The sequence below is a fragment of the Pararhizobium sp. DWP1-1-3 genome, from assembly GCF_049896125.1.
GTDB lineage: Bacteria > Pseudomonadota > Alphaproteobacteria > Rhizobiales > Rhizobiaceae > Pararhizobium.
Genome location: NZ_JAFCTR010000005.1, coordinates 174,976 through 188,818, shown reverse-complemented (window position 1 = coordinate 188,818; position 13,843 = coordinate 174,976). Strand labels below are relative to the sequence as shown.

13 protein-coding genes are annotated in these 13,843 nt (G+C 60.9%); 7 read left to right on the top strand and 6 right to left on the bottom strand.

What is annotated here, in order from left to right; translation table 11 throughout:
- Positions 1–45 precede the first annotated feature (45 nt).
- Positions 46–1,233 carry a CaiB/BaiF CoA transferase family protein gene (locus ACP7BS_RS13605; protein WP_426238524.1) on the bottom strand — a complete coding sequence of 396 codons (1,188 nt, stop codon included), beginning with the start codon at positions 1,231–1,233 and terminating at the stop codon, positions 46–48.
- Between the two features lie 8 nt (positions 1,234–1,241).
- Positions 1,242–2,429 (bottom strand): acyl-CoA dehydrogenase, encoded by a 1,188-nt coding sequence (locus tag ACP7BS_RS13600; protein ID WP_426238523.1) that lies wholly within the window; start codon positions 2,427–2,429, stop codon positions 1,242–1,244.
- Between the two features lie 103 nt (positions 2,430–2,532).
- On the opposite strand from ACP7BS_RS13600, the gene ACP7BS_RS13595 reads away from it, so the two are divergent.
- From ACP7BS_RS13595 to ACP7BS_RS13585, 3 genes are all read left to right on the top strand, one after another.
- Positions 2,533–3,810, top strand: coding sequence for a M24 family metallopeptidase (locus ACP7BS_RS13595; protein ID WP_426238522.1), 1,278 nt, complete (start codon positions 2,533–2,535; stop codon positions 3,808–3,810).
- A 12-nt stretch (positions 3,811–3,822) separates the two neighbouring features.
- Positions 3,823–4,779 carry a LysR family transcriptional regulator gene (locus tag ACP7BS_RS13590; protein ID WP_426238521.1) on the top strand — a complete coding sequence of 319 codons (957 nt, stop codon included), beginning with the start codon at positions 3,823–3,825 and terminating at the stop codon, positions 4,777–4,779.
- A gap of 100 nt (positions 4,780–4,879) precedes the next feature.
- Complete coding sequence (locus ACP7BS_RS13585) at positions 4,880–6,007, top strand: NAD(P)/FAD-dependent oxidoreductase (protein WP_426238520.1); 1,128 nt, start codon at positions 4,880–4,882, stop codon at positions 6,005–6,007.
- Here ACP7BS_RS13585 and ACP7BS_RS13580 read toward each other — a convergent pair.
- Positions 5,991–7,508, bottom strand: a complete 1,518-nt coding sequence (locus ACP7BS_RS13580; RefSeq protein WP_426238519.1) for a UdgX family uracil-DNA binding protein — start codon at positions 7,506–7,508, stop codon at positions 5,991–5,993. The genes ACP7BS_RS13585 and ACP7BS_RS13580 overlap by 17 nt on opposite strands.
- Positions 7,508–8,740: a putative DNA modification/repair radical SAM protein gene (locus ACP7BS_RS13575; protein WP_426231352.1), complete on the bottom strand. Its 1,233-nt coding sequence runs from the start codon at positions 8,738–8,740 to the stop codon at positions 7,508–7,510. The genes ACP7BS_RS13580 and ACP7BS_RS13575 overlap by 1 nt, the downstream gene beginning before the upstream one ends.
- A gap of 127 nt (positions 8,741–8,867) precedes the next feature.
- Between ACP7BS_RS13575 and ACP7BS_RS13570 the strand changes: the two genes are divergently transcribed.
- A complete protein-coding gene (locus tag ACP7BS_RS13570) occupies positions 8,868–9,428 on the top strand; it encodes a DJ-1/PfpI/YhbO family deglycase/protease (protein WP_426238518.1) in 561 nt (186 codons plus the stop codon).
- Between the two features lie 24 nt (positions 9,429–9,452).
- Positions 9,453–9,956 carry a pyridoxamine 5'-phosphate oxidase family protein gene (locus ACP7BS_RS13565; protein WP_426125866.1) on the top strand — a complete coding sequence of 168 codons (504 nt, stop codon included), beginning with the start codon at positions 9,453–9,455 and terminating at the stop codon, positions 9,954–9,956.
- A gap of 74 nt (positions 9,957–10,030) precedes the next feature.
- Here the strand turns inward: ACP7BS_RS13565 and ACP7BS_RS13560 are convergent, their stop codons facing one another.
- The gene (locus ACP7BS_RS13560; RefSeq protein ID WP_426238517.1) at positions 10,031–10,615 is read right to left on the bottom strand and encodes a flavin reductase family protein; all 585 of its coding nucleotides are present in this window, start codon (positions 10,613–10,615) and stop codon (positions 10,031–10,033) included.
- 263 nt (positions 10,616–10,878) lie between these two features.
- On the opposite strand from ACP7BS_RS13560, the gene ACP7BS_RS13555 reads away from it, so the two are divergent.
- Positions 10,879–11,055 (top strand): hypothetical protein, encoded by a 177-nt coding sequence (locus ACP7BS_RS13555; RefSeq protein ID WP_197065601.1) that lies wholly within the window; start codon positions 10,879–10,881, stop codon positions 11,053–11,055.
- An 18-nt stretch (positions 11,056–11,073) separates the two neighbouring features.
- Here ACP7BS_RS13555 and ACP7BS_RS13550 read toward each other — a convergent pair whose 3' ends face one another.
- Positions 11,074–11,988, bottom strand: coding sequence for a helix-turn-helix domain-containing protein (locus tag ACP7BS_RS13550; protein WP_426238516.1), 915 nt, complete (start codon positions 11,986–11,988; stop codon positions 11,074–11,076).
- 212 nt (positions 11,989–12,200) lie between these two features.
- On the opposite strand from ACP7BS_RS13550, the gene ACP7BS_RS13545 reads away from it, so the two are divergent.
- Complete coding sequence (locus ACP7BS_RS13545; protein WP_426238515.1) at positions 12,201–13,673, top strand: alpha-glucosidase/alpha-galactosidase; 1,473 nt, start codon at positions 12,201–12,203, stop codon at positions 13,671–13,673.
- Positions 13,674–13,843 lie beyond the last annotated feature (170 nt).

Below are 13,843 nucleotides of genomic sequence, written 5' to 3'. Positions count from 1 at the left end.
TTCGGAATCGTTATCATCCCACGGGCGCCGTTTACCACTAAACGATCACTGTTTGAATGCTTCCGGCTTCATCCCGATCTCGGCCAGCACCTCATGCGTATGCTCCCCAAGCCTCGGCGCACCGCGCTCAAGGGCAAGTTCGGCATCTGAAAACTGAATGGGCGTGCGCACGCCCGGCGCCGTCCCCGATGCCGATCCAGTATGGGGCGTATCGACCCGCATTTCGCGGTGAATGATCTGCGGGTCGGAGAACACATCTGCCACCGTGTTGATCGGTCCACCGGGCACGCCAGCTGCCTCCAGCATGGCAAGCAACATATCCCGGCTATAGATCACCGTCCGCGCCGCCAGTTCCGCCGTCAGCGTGTCGCGGTTTTTCACCCGGCTGGCGTTGGTCAGGTAACGAGGATTTGTCGCCAAGCTATCGAGCCCCAGCAGCGTGCAGAACTTGACGAACTGCCGGTCATTGCCGACGGCGACGATCAGATGGCCGTCGGAGACCGGAAAGACCTGGTAGGGCGCAATATTGGGATGCGCATTGCCGAGACGGCGCGGCGATTGACCGGAAACGAGGAAGTTCAGCGCCTGATTGGCAAGCACCCCGGTCATGCTGTCGAACAAAGCCATGTCGACCTGCTGGCCGGCGCCGGTCCGCTCGCGCATGTGAAGTGCTGCCTGGATGGCGATGACACCATAAAGGCCGGTAAAGATATCGGCAAAGGCAACACCGATCTTCTGCGGTTCGCCTTCGGGATCGCCCGTCAAGTCCATGATGCCGCTCATGCCCTGGATGATATAGTCGTAACCGGCGCGATGGGCGTAGGGCCCATCCTGGCCAAAGCCGGTGACCGAGCAATAGATCAGCCGCGGATTGACCTTTTTCAGGCTTTCATAATCCAGCCCGTATTTCGCCAGCCCGCCGACCTTGAAATTCTCCAGCAGCACGTCCGACTGGGCCGCCAGCCGGCGCACGGCCTCCTGCCCCTCTTCCGTCGTGAAATCGAGAATAACGGAGCGCTTTCCCCGGTTGCAGGCGTGAAAATAGGCGGCATCCAGATGGCCGCCGGTGTCGCTTTCGATAAAGGGGGGTCCCCAGGTGCGGGTATCGTCTCCCGCCGGGCTTTCCACTTTGATGACATCGGCGCCAAGATCGGCCAGGGTTTGGCCGATCCATGGTCCCGCCAGGATGCGGGCAAGCTCGAGAACCTTCAGGCCCTTCAGCGGCGTTTCCATGCCGGCGCTCAGAAGAAGGCCTGCAGCCCGGTCTGGGCGCGGCCGAGGATCAGGGCGTGCACGTCATGGGTGCCTTCATAGGTGTTCACCGTTTCCAGATTCACCATATGCCGCATCACCTGATAATCCTCGGAAATGCCGTTGCCGCCATGCATGTCGCGGGCGGCGCGGGCAATATCCAGCGCCTTGCCGCAATTGTTGCGCTTGACGATCGAGATCATCTCCGGCGCCATCCGGCCCGCATCCATAAGCTGGCCGACGCGCAGCGATGCCTGCAGCCCGAGGGTGATTTCCGTCTGCATGTCGGCAAGTTTCTTCTGGAATAGCTGCGTCTGGGCTAAGGGCTTGCCGAACTGCTTGCGGTCGAGCCCGTATTGGCGAGCCGCATGCCAGCAGAATTCAGCCGAACCGAGCACGCCCCAGGAAATGCCATAGCGGGCGCGGTTGAGGCAGCCGAACGGACCCTTCAGGCCCTCGACATTCGGCAGCAATGCATCTTCGCCGACCTCGACATTATCGAGCACGATTTCACCGGTGATCGAGGCGCGCAGTGACAGCTTGCCGCCGATCTTCGGGGCAGAGAGACCCTTCATGCCCTTTTCCAGCACGAAGCCGCGAATGGCATTGCCATGCGCCTCGGATTTCGCCCAGACGACGAAGACATCGGCGATCGGTGCGTTGGAAATCCACATCTTCGAGCCCGTCAACCGGTAGCCGCCATCGGTCTTCACCGCCCGCGTCTTCATGCCGCCCGGATCGGAGCCGGCATCCGGCTCGGTCAGGCCGAAACAGCCGATCCATTCGCCACTGATCAGCTTCGGCAGGTATTTCTGGCGCTGTTCTTCGGAACCATAGGCATGAATCGGGTAGATGACGAGGGAAGACTGGACGCTCATCATCGAGCGGTAACCCGAGTCGACACGCTCGACCTCGCGGGCAACCAGGCCATAGGCCACATAGGACGCGCCGACGCCACCATAGGTATCCGGCACGGTTACGCCGAGCAGGCCGAGTTCGCCCATTTCGCGGAAAATCGAGGGATCGGTCGTCTCGTTGCGGTAGGCATCGATGACGCGCGGCTGCAGCTTGTCCTGCGCATAGGCGCGGGCCGTGTCGCGGATCATCCGCTCGTCTTCAGAGAGTTGATCCTCCAGCAGAAATGCGTCGTCCCACTGGAATTCCTGTCTTGAAGCCATGGCGTCCTCCCGTCACTTTCCTTCTTGTATCCGTTATGGCAAGCCGGGCAGGGCGATACAAACGAAAATGCGGCACTGCCTCATGCGCTGCGGGAATGGCGGCATGAAACACATTGCAGCCACAGGACAAGGAAACGGCATGGCTCACCTCGACAGGACACGCGCATCGCAGTTGATGGAAACCGCCGGTCTCGACGCGCTGCTGCTGCTTTCGCCGGAGAGTTTTACCTACGCGACAGGCGCCCCCGCCGGGGTTGCCACGATGTGGCGGCGTGCCGGTGCCGTGGCGGCCATCATCCCTGCCGACCCCGCCCTTCCGCAAGCCGCCGTGGTCACCGACCTGTTCGAGGCAGCGTTTCGCGCCTCCAGCGCGATTACCGATATCCGCATCAATCCGATCTGGGTCGAGACCGGCGATATCCGGGGCATGGACGCACGGCCGCCGGAAGAGTTGATCAAAGCAGCCTGGGAAAGACAGCGCCGTCCCGCAGGGTTTCAGCGCCCCGAGACTTTTGACGCCAACATGGGTTTCCAGCTGGTGGCAGCGCTTCTTGCGGAGAAGGGCCTTGGCGAAGGCCGTATCGGCATCGAGTTCGATGGCCTTTCCGTCGCGGATTTCCGGCTTCTGTCCGCCGCATTGCCGCAGGCCGAACTTGTCGATGCCTCCGATCTGGTCCGGCGATTGAAGATGATAAAATCGCCAACCGAGATCGGCTATCTGCGTACAGCCGTCGAACTGGCCGAGGCCGGGATCGTCGCTCTGCGCGAAACCATCGATATCGGCATCAGCCGCGATGAATTGGCAAGCGCCTGGGAAAAGGGCGCTCGGGCCGAAGCCGCGCGGCGCGGCGTCCAGAATCTCACCGGACTCTGGGAATATGTCTCCGTCGGCCAGAACCCGTGGACCAAGGGTGGCGTAGTCGAACGTGGCGACCTGATCAAGGTTGATGTCGGCTGTTTGATTGCCGGCTATACATCTGATACCGGCCGCACCTTCGTCTGCGGCGCGCCGTCTGCGCTTCAGGCCCGGTTGTTCGATGCCCTGCAAACGGCCTATGACGCGGGCCTACCACTGCTGCAGCCGGGCATCGCCATGAGCGAGGTGCACCGGGTGACGACCGAGGCGATGGGCAAGGCGGGTTTCCCCGGCTACACGCGCGGTCATTTCGGCCATGGGCTGGGCGCTGGCCTTGGCAGCGAGGAATGGCCGTTCCTGTCGCGGAAATCCGACGTTATCATCGAGCCTGGCATGGTGCTGGCCTTCGAGACGCCCTGGTATGTCGATGGCGCCGGCGGCATGATCATCGAAAACCAGTTGCTCGTCACTGCGGATGGCCACGAGATCATGAACCGGCTACCCTCCGGTCTCGTCTCCCTCTGATCGCGGCTCGCCATGCCTGACAATCGCCTCGAACGCTTTGCCCATAATCTCGACTGGAACCTGCTGCGAACCTTCGTGGTGGTGGTCGAGCAGGGCAGCATCACGGCGGCGGCCAACCGTCTTCTGTTGCAGCAACCGGCGGTCAGCATGGCGCTGAAACGGCTGGAACAGACCATCGGCCAGAAGCTGATCGACCGCCGCCCGGGCCGTTTCGACCTGACGGAAGCCGGCGAGAAGCTGCACCGCCAATGCCGCGATATCTTCGCAGCGGTCGTGCGCCTGCCGAATGCGCTGGAAACCGCAGGCGACGACGTGACCGGCCATGTCAGCATTCATTCGGTCAGTCACGCGCATAATCCGGCCTGGGATCGCAAGCTCGAAAGCTTCTTTCAGCTCTATCCGAAGGTAACGCTCAGCATCGCGGTTGAAACCACCGTCAGCGTCATCAGCGCGGTCGAGCGCAACATCGCCACCATCGGCCTGTGCGACGGCAATATCCCCGAAGCATTGAGCAAGGCCTTCCATATCCGCGAGCAATACGGGCTCTATTGCGGCCGGGGCCACCGGCTGTTCGGCGCAAAGACGGCGGCCTTGAACGACCTGCGCGGCGATCCCTACATCGCCTTCATCGCCGATGTTCTCGGCGGCCAGCACATGAATGCCATCACTGCCGTGCGTGCCATGGGCTCCTTCGGCCAGCAGGTCCGGGCCGTCTCCTGCAATGTCGAGGAGGTGCTGCGCCTGATATCAGCCAATATCGGCATCGGCATGGTGCCGGATCATCTGGCCGCACCGGGCCTTGCCGCCGGCGACCTCTGGCAATTGCCGCCCTATGATCTGCTGCCAACCACGGATGTTTTTCGCATCACCAATCCCAATGCGATCCTCAATCCCGCCGAAGCTGCCTTCCTGCGCCATGTCGCGGAGACCGAGCCGCTTGATCACAGCGTGGGGCATCAATCTGCCTGATAGTCAGCTTCGCCACTATAAATTTGAACATCGAGTTCGCCACCGTTACGGTCCGGCGGCGCGAGGGAGATCGCAGATACTGTAAGGGGCAGTGAGTAATATGCAGACATTCGACGTGGCGATTATTGGCGGCGGCATCGCCGGCCTGTCGCTTGCCTATTTCCTTAGTCCGCATCGCTCTGTCGTCGTGCTCGAACGGGAAACAGCGCTCGGCTATCACAGCACCGGCCGCTCCGCCGCCGAATTCGTCCTGCGGTATAATGCGCCAGAGGTCTGCGCGCTTGCCGCGATCGCCAAGGATTTCTTCGATAGCCCGCCGGACGGATTTTCAGCTATTCCGCTTCTAAAGCAGCGCGGCGGCGTGATGATCGCCAGCGCCGAAAAAGCCGCGCGGCTGGAAGAGGTTTTCCGCGCCGAACTTGCCTTCACACCAGAACTCGAGCCGCTGGACGAGGAGGAAATGCTGGCGCGCGTGCCCATCCTGAAGCCGGGCTACGCCGCAGCCGCGTTCTACGATCCCAACTTCTGGGATATCGAAGTCGACAGCCTGATGCAGGGTTATGTGAAGGGCTCCCGCCGCAACGGCGCAGACATCCGCGAACGCCACGCCGTTCTGTCCGCCAGCCATGATGGCCACGGCTGGACTATCGAGACATCAACCGGTCCCGTCCGTGCCAGGACCGTGGTCAATGCCGCCGGTGGATGGGCTGATCCAATTGCGGAAATCTTCGGCGTCAAGCCGCTCGGCATCGTCCCGCATCGCCGCACGGCCATTACGGTTGACGTTCCGGAGGGAATCGATATCGCCGATATGCCGGAAATCAACGAAATCGACGAGGATTTCTACATCAAGCCCGACGCCGGCCGGCTGTTCGCAAGCCCCGCCGATGCCACACCCTGCGAACCCGGCGATGTCCAGCCGGAGGAGCTCGATGTCGCCTGGGCGGCACACTATGTGGAGGAGGCAACCACCATCCCGGTCCGCCGCGTCGCCAAGAGCTGGGCCGGAATGCGCAGCTTCTCGCCGGACAAACTACCCGTCATCGGCTTCGCACCCGATCAACCGGATTTCTTCTGGCTGGCGGGCCAAGGTGGTTACGGCATCCTCACCTCACCCGCCCTCGGCGCCTTGGCGGCAAGCCTGTTGACCCGCCAGCCCCATCCGGAAGGGTTTAGCGTACAGGCGCTTGATCCAACCCGATTCAGCCCGCTCAGATTGACGGCCTGATATCTCCCGTTGCGCTGTGCGGCCGGACATCAGCCATTGTCCGTCGCCCGAATGCGGCAGCACGAGCAATGTCCGAGCGGAAACGCGCCATTTCCTCATGCTTGCGCCCCTCATCCGGAATACGCAGGAGATAGGCGGGATGCACGGTGACCAGCAGCGACTGCCCCGCGCCGAGTTGCAGCATCTCGCCGCGCAGATCCGAAAGCCGTTGCCGGCTATCCGTGAGGGCCATCAGCGCGGTTGATCCCATCGCCACCACCAGCTTCGGCTTGACCAGCGCCAGCTCCCGCGTCAGCCACCATTTGCAATGCTGCACCTCGCCGGCATTCGGCTTCTGATGGATACGGCGCTTGCCGCGCGGCTCATATTTGAAATGCTTGACCGCATTGGTGACATAGGTGTCCTTGCGATCCAGCCCTGCTTCCTGAGCAACTGTGTTAAACACCGCGCCCGCCGGGCCGACGAAAGGCCTGCCGGCCAGATCTTCCTGATCGCCCGGCTGCTCGCCGACGATCATGATCCTGGCATCCTGCGGCCCCTCGCCAAAGACAGTCTGCGTCGCACTGCAATGCAGGGCGCAACGGGTGCAATGCCGTGCCTCCTCGCGAAGCTCCTCAAGCGTTCCTGCCGGCGGCTGGACAATCTCCGGCTCGGCCTGGGCAATGGCCTGCAGCCGCTGGTGAAACAACGGCGCCTCGCTGGCAGCCCGCTCGGCCATGGCGATGACGCTCGCCTCGGCACCGGCAATCAGGCCCGGTATGAGCTCCGCCTCCGGCAGGTTTTTCCAGTATTTCTTCGGCATCTCCGTCATCATCATCTTCACCTTCAGACGGGCCGGATTGAAGATGTGCGAAAAATAGGTGCGCCACAGCAAATCGGTGCTGTCTGACAGCATCGGATTTTCCGCGGGTTCGGTTGAAACCGACAGGACTTCGCCATCCCAGGCCGCCGTGCCCTTGGGCGTGGCGATGATCCAGTCCATGTCGGTAAACCGGCGCTGGAAGAACGGCGCCACCCGCGCGACGATGTGATGATCGGGCTCGAACCAGGCCAGAAAGCGCCGTCGCGCATGACCCTGCGCGATATCGAACTCCTTGAACCGGACGAAAGCCGTCATCTTGTGGCAATCGCGCCGCACGGATTTTTCCATCGCACGCAACTGCGCCACATCCGCATCCGAGAGCACTTCCAAAAGCGTGCGCTCTTCCTGCAGCCGGAAGAGAACCCGGTAGAGAAGCTGGAAGCGCAAGAGATCGCTGTGGCAGATCACGGCCTGCGCCAATGACAGGAAGGCTTTTGGGACAGTCACGGCCGGCACGGTCGCTGCAGGGGCAAAAGGCGCCTCCGGCACCCCGGCAGCAGGTCCAAACAGGTCGCCTGCCGCATCGCTCCTGCACCGCCAATCGATCGTGCGCGGCTGCGTGCGGGCAAGAAGCAGCGACCGCGCGGCCTCCCGCCACTCGGTCAAATCTCCCCGCCCCTCCAAGAGGACCGTTGCCATCACAAAAGCGCCAGCTGTTCGGGTTTGGGCTCGAACATCGCCCGCAGATCGGAGCGGTCGATCAGCCGGTGCGGCGTCCAGCCCTCGGTCACCACGAAGGACTGCACCTTCTTGATCGAGACATGCAGACGTGCCAGGTCCTCCAGCCGTAAACGGCGGTGACGCCGGGCGGAGAGGATGCCGTTGACGGCCTTCGTTCCGAGACCCGGCACCCGCAGCAGCATCTCGCGTTCGGCCGAGTTGATATTCACCGGAAAGCGATGCCGGTTGACCAGCGCCCAGGCGAGTTTCGGGTCGAGCTTCAGGTCCAGCATGCCGTCCGGCTGATTTTCGGTGATTTCCTCGATGCCGAACCCATAGAACCGGTAGAGCCAGTCGGCTTGGTACAACCGGTGCTCGCGCATCAAAGGCGGCTTGATCAAGGGCAGGTTTTTCGACGCATCGGGAATCGGGCTGAACGCGGAGTAATATACCCGGCGCAGGCCATAGCTGCCATAGAGCCGCGCGCTGGTGCCGAGTATGACCTTGTCATTGGCCTGATCGGCTCCGACGATCATCTGCGTGCTCTGGCCGGCGGGTACGAAGCGCTTGCGCCGCTTGGTCTGCAGCGTCGGATCATTTGCAGCCTCGATCTTCAGCCTCAGTTCACCCATCGACTTGCGGATATTGGCCGGCCGCTTTTCCGGCGCAAGCCGGGTCAGGCCCGTGTCGGTCGGCAGCTCGATATTGATCGACAGGCGATCGGCATAGAGCCCCGCCTGTTCGATCAGCAGCGGCGAAGCCTCCGGAATGGATTTCAGATGGATATAACCGCCGAAATTATGGGTGACGCGCAATTCCCGGGCGATGCGGACCATTTCCTCCATCGTGTAATCCGACGAGCGGATGATCCCGGACGAAAGGAACAGGCCTTCGATATAATTGCGCCGGTAGAATTCCAGCGTCAGCCAGACGACTTCCTCGACGCTGAACCGCGCCCGCTCGACATTGCTGGACGAGCGGTTGATGCAATAGGCGCAGTCGTAGATGCAGAAATTCGTCATCAGGATCTTGAGCAGCGAAATGCAGCGTCCGTCCGGCGCATAGGCGTGGCAAATGCCGGACCCTTCCGTCGATCCCAGCCCGCCGGACTTCGACGAGTCCCGCTTCACTGTTCCGCTTGAGGCGCAGGAAGCATCGTATTTGGCAGCATCGGACAGGATGGCCAATCGTTCGTTCAGCGATTTTTTCATGGTTGTTCATGATACGTTCTTATGCGCCCTTGGTCAATGCGAGAAAACACCGAAAGATCGGAACGATTGCCGAAGGCGTCCGTTGTAAGCGCGAACCCTCCCCAAGCTTGCACAAGGAGATGGCGCAATGCCGTTCATCGACAAATCGAAAATCCTCATCCTCGCCACCCATGGCTACGAACGTTCGGAACTGCGCGTGCCGCTCGACGAGCTGAAAAGGCGCGGCGCCGACGTCCAGATCGCTTCGATCGGCACGGACCCGATCAAGAGCTGGAACGAGAAGGACTGGGGCGACACGGTCAATGTCGATCTCCTCGCCAAGGACGTGAAGATCGAAGATTTCGACGCGCTGGTCCTGCCCGGTGGCCAGATGAACCCGGACATTCTGCGCCATGACGAGGCTGCCATGCGCGTCGTCAAGGAGTTCGTCGCATCCGGCAAGATCGTTGCCGCCATCTGCCATGCCCCTTGGTTGCTGATCGAGGCCGACGCCGTGCGCGGCCGCAAGATGACTTCCTACATCTCGATCAAGACCGACATGACGAATGCCGGTGCCATCTGGTCGAACGAGCCCGTCGTCACTGACAAGGGCATTGTCACCTCCCGCAATCCGGACGACCTCGACGCGTTTGTCAAAAAGATCGTCGAGGAAATTGAAGAAGGCCGCCACGAGCGCCGCGCCGCCTGATCCCCAATCGATAAAGGAAAGACAATGGCTGATATATCGAAGACGAAAACCGATCCGCTACAGCAGCTGTGGGATGTGCTTGACGATGTCCATGCCGGCATGCTGGGCGTCGAAGGATCCGGTCAGCATATGCAACCGATGGCGCCGTTCGTCGAGAAGGAAAGCAATTCGATCTGGTTTTTCACCCGCACCGACAGCGATCTGATCCAGGCTGCGCGGACCGGAGACCGCGCGCATTTCTGCGTCATCAGCAAGGATCACGATTACCATGCGTGCCTTGCCGGTGCGATCGACGAGGTCAAATCCCGCGACCATATCGACAAATATTGGTCGGCGCCGGTGGCCGCCTGGTTCGAAGGCGGTAAGGACGATCCGTCGCTGACCATGCTGCAGCTGAAGCTTGACGATGTTGCTATCTGGGCTTCGACCAACAGCACCCTGAAATTCGGCTGGGAAATTGCCAAGGCCAACCTGACCGGCAAGGAGCCGGAGCTGGGCTATCACACGCAGATCTCTCTGCCGCACTGACCTTCGCCCGCACTTACCCTCAATCGTGCGGATGAAGCGCCTCGCCCGGGTCGCCTCGGGCGGGGCATTTTAGTCTAGAGGGATACCCGGCCATAACGGCCATTGCTGTAGACCAGCGAGTGTCCGTCACCCGCGACGATGGAAACGACCCGGCCCAGAATGATCGCGTGGCTGTGGCGTTCGATGATCTCATCGACTTCGCAATCGATCCCGGCCAACGCGCCGCGCAGAACCGAAGCCCCGCTCGCCAGCGTAAACCATTCGGCCCCGTCATAGCGCTCGATCCCCTTTAAACCGCCCTTGCCGGCAAACCGGTCGGCGATGTCCTGCTGCTCGGCGCTGAGGATATTGACGCAGAAATGCCCATAGCGGCGGATGATCGGCCAGCTCGATGAACTGCGGTTGATATTGACGATCATTGTCGGCGGATCGACGGACAGCGCAGTGGCCGAGGTCACGGTCGCGCCGGTGCGCTCGTCGCCGACGCCGGCGGTGATCACGGAGACACCGCCCGACATTCGCCGCATGGCCGATTTCAAGGCATCCTCATCCGCCACATGGGAAAAGGCCTGCTCCTGGCGCGGGGCGATCCGCTCCAGCGAATTTCTCAAAGCGACATTCATGCGGGTCCACTCTTTTGCCGTCTCATTCATGGTCATGGATTTACGCACGAAAGACGACCCTGTCTCAAGCAAAGAATGCCCGCCACCGCCGGTGAAGCTGGATCGGTTTTTCAATCATCATAAAATTTATAGATTATATTATTTGTCGAGAACCAGGGTTTTCTGCGACGGTAGGATGATGCCGAAGCGCAGCAATGAACAATAAGACAGTGATTTTATGGACTATTGACAGGGCGTGCAATTGTGTCAGGATTGTGTTGACGACCGTTAACGGATCCAGGGAAACAGCGGAGAACGGAATGTTTTATCACGGCGGAATGACCCTCGGCTACCTGACGCCTCCGGCGAAAAAGGAAAAAGCCATCCGTGTCGAAATGCCGGTTCGCCAGAGCCGTGAAGAGCAGACCGAATTCGAACAGGAGCGCGATCAGGAATTGAGCCGCGCGTTTCTGACACCCTGGCACCTGTTCTACTGACCGGCTGATCCGCCCGAGTTAGTCCGCCGACGCCGAAGCCCGGCCATTGGTGGCAATGCTGGAATACATGCCCGTGGTGCGGAATTCCGTCGGGCTGGCGCCAAAATAGCGGCGGAACACCTTTGCAAAATAGTTCGGATTCTCGAAACCCGACATCACAGCCACTTCCTTAACCGACAGATGCGCGGCCTTGGTCAAAAGCTTGGTGGCGCGTTGCAGTCGCTTGCGCAGCACGAATTCCGCCGGCGGCATGCCTTCGCTGGCTGCAAACACCCGCGAAAAATGCGCCCGGCTGAGACCGGAGACATCGGCCAGTTTCTCGACTGTCAGCGGATGCTGCAAATTGGCCATGATATGGTCGATGACATGCTGCATCGTCCGGTATTCCTGGCTGAAAACCGGATGCGAGCCGAAAACATCGTCGTACAGCACCATCGCCGATTCGTAGGCGATGGCCGAGGCACTGCCCGGTGCATCGGCACCGCCAGAAATCAAACGCAAGCTGCAATCGGCAAGGCGCTCGATCGTCTCCGGTTTCAGGTTGAGGATCGGCCCGGTCGTCGCCAGAATGGCCTTGTTGACGCGGAGCGCCTCCTCGCCATTCATTGAAATCCAGAAGAACTCCCAGCGGCCGTCCTGCTCCAGCCAGTAGCGGTGATTGTGCGGCACCAGCACCAGCAGGGTCTCGCCCCCGCGCACGCGGTAGGTACGGTTCTCATAGCGCAGGTTTCCGGCTCCGCCAATCGTATGCTGCAGCACGGTAAACGGTGTCTGGCCGCGCTTGCGCCCATCCCAGTCATAGGTTGAATCAGTGCGAATTTCGTAACCCGTGCTGGTCGGCATCGCGTGCAGGCTGTGGCGTCCGCGCGGCAAAGAAACCGTCCGCATCACCGGTCCATTCTCGATCAGTCGTTTCAGCATAGAATTACCCATGAAAGCACAATACCTCTCTGGCGGCACCTTTCATTATACGCATAATGCCCCTCAACAAAGCAAGATGCCCTTCAACAAGGCGAAATGAACCCGTTAGAGTGGTATCGGCAGGGAGGCCTGGCAGGCAACATGCGCCAGAGGCGCCTTGTTTTCCGTGCATGGATTTTACCCACTCCGTTTTTCCGGACCAATTGACCAGCGACGAGGACAGCATGAGCAGCTTCAAGATAGCCATAATCGGCGCCGGCAGCGTCGGCTTCACCAAGAAACTTTTCACCGACATTCTCTGCGTGCCGGAATTCCGCGATGTCGAGTTCGCGCTCACTGATATCAGCGAGCACAATCTCGGCATGATCAAGTCGATCCTCGACAAGATCGTGTCATCCAACAACCTGCCGGCCAAGGTGACGGCCTCGACCGACCGCCGCGAGGCAATCGCCGGTGCGCGCTACATCATCAGTTGCGTGCGTGTCGGCGGACTGGCTGCCTATGCCGACGATATCCGCATTCCTTTGAAATACGGCGTCGACCAATGCGTCGGCGACACGATCTGTGCCGGCGGCATTCTCTATGGCCAGCGCAACATCCCGGTCATCCTCGATTTCTGCAAGGACATCCGCGAGCTGGCCGAGCCCGGCGCGAAATTCCTCAACTATGCAAACCCGATGGCGATGAACACTTGGGCGGCGATCGAATATGGCAAGGTCGATACGATCGGCCTCTGCCATGGCGTCCAGCACGGCGCCGAACAGATCGCCGAAATCCTCGGCGCCAAGGATGGCGAACTGGATTACGTCTGCTCCGGCATCAACCACCAGACCTGGTTTACCGATGTCCGCGTCAAGGGCAGCAGGATCGGCAAGGATGAGCTGGTTGCAGCCTTTGAGGCGCACCCGGTCTTCTCGCAGCAGGAAAAGCTGCGTATCGACGTCTTGAAGCGCTTCGGCGTCTATTCCACCGAGAGCAACGGCCATCTGTCGGAATACCTGCCCTGGTACCGCAAGCGGCCGGAGGAAATTACCCGCTGGATCGATATGTCCGACTGGATCCACGGCGAAACCGGCGGTTATCTGCGCCATTCGACCGAAACCCGCAACTGGTTCGAGACAGAATATCCGCAGTTCCTGGAAGACGCAGGCAAACCGATCGATCCGGCCCGCCGTTCCAACGAACATGCCAGCCATATTCTCGAAGCGTTGGAAACCGGGCGTGTCTACCGCGGCCATTTCAACGTCAAGAACAATGGCGTCATCACCAACCTGCCGTCCGACGCGATCATCGAGAGCCCTGGCTTCGTTGATCGCTTCGGCATCAACATGGTCGCCGGCATCACGCTGCCGGAAGCCTGCGCCGCCACCTGCATGTCCTCGATCAATGTCCAGCGCATGTCGGTTCACGCCGCCATCTCCGGTGACATCGATCTCTTGAAGCTGGCCGTGCTGCACGATCCGCTGGTCGGCGCCATCTGCACGCCGGAAGAGGTCTGGCAGATGGTCGATGAAATGGTTATCGCCCAGGCCGAGTGGCTGCCGCAATATGCCCACGCTGTCCCTGCCGCCAAGGAGCGCCTGGCCAAGGGAACCGTCAAGACCCGCGACTGGAAGGGCGTTGCCCGCCGCGAGGTCCGCTCGATCGACGAGCTGCGCGCCGAGAAGGAAGCAACGAAGCTTAAAGCTGCAAGCTGAGCTGCAGCGCCAAACGCGTAAGACCCGTTTTCCTGAGGAGGAGGCAGGTCTGGGAGTGGGCGATCCGTCGCCCGCTCTCTTCCGGCAGACGGCATGATGCTGTTCCGCCGGGTGCTTTTAGGAGGAGAGCCGCCCATACCGGGCCGGCCTGAAGCATGAGGGAGAAACAA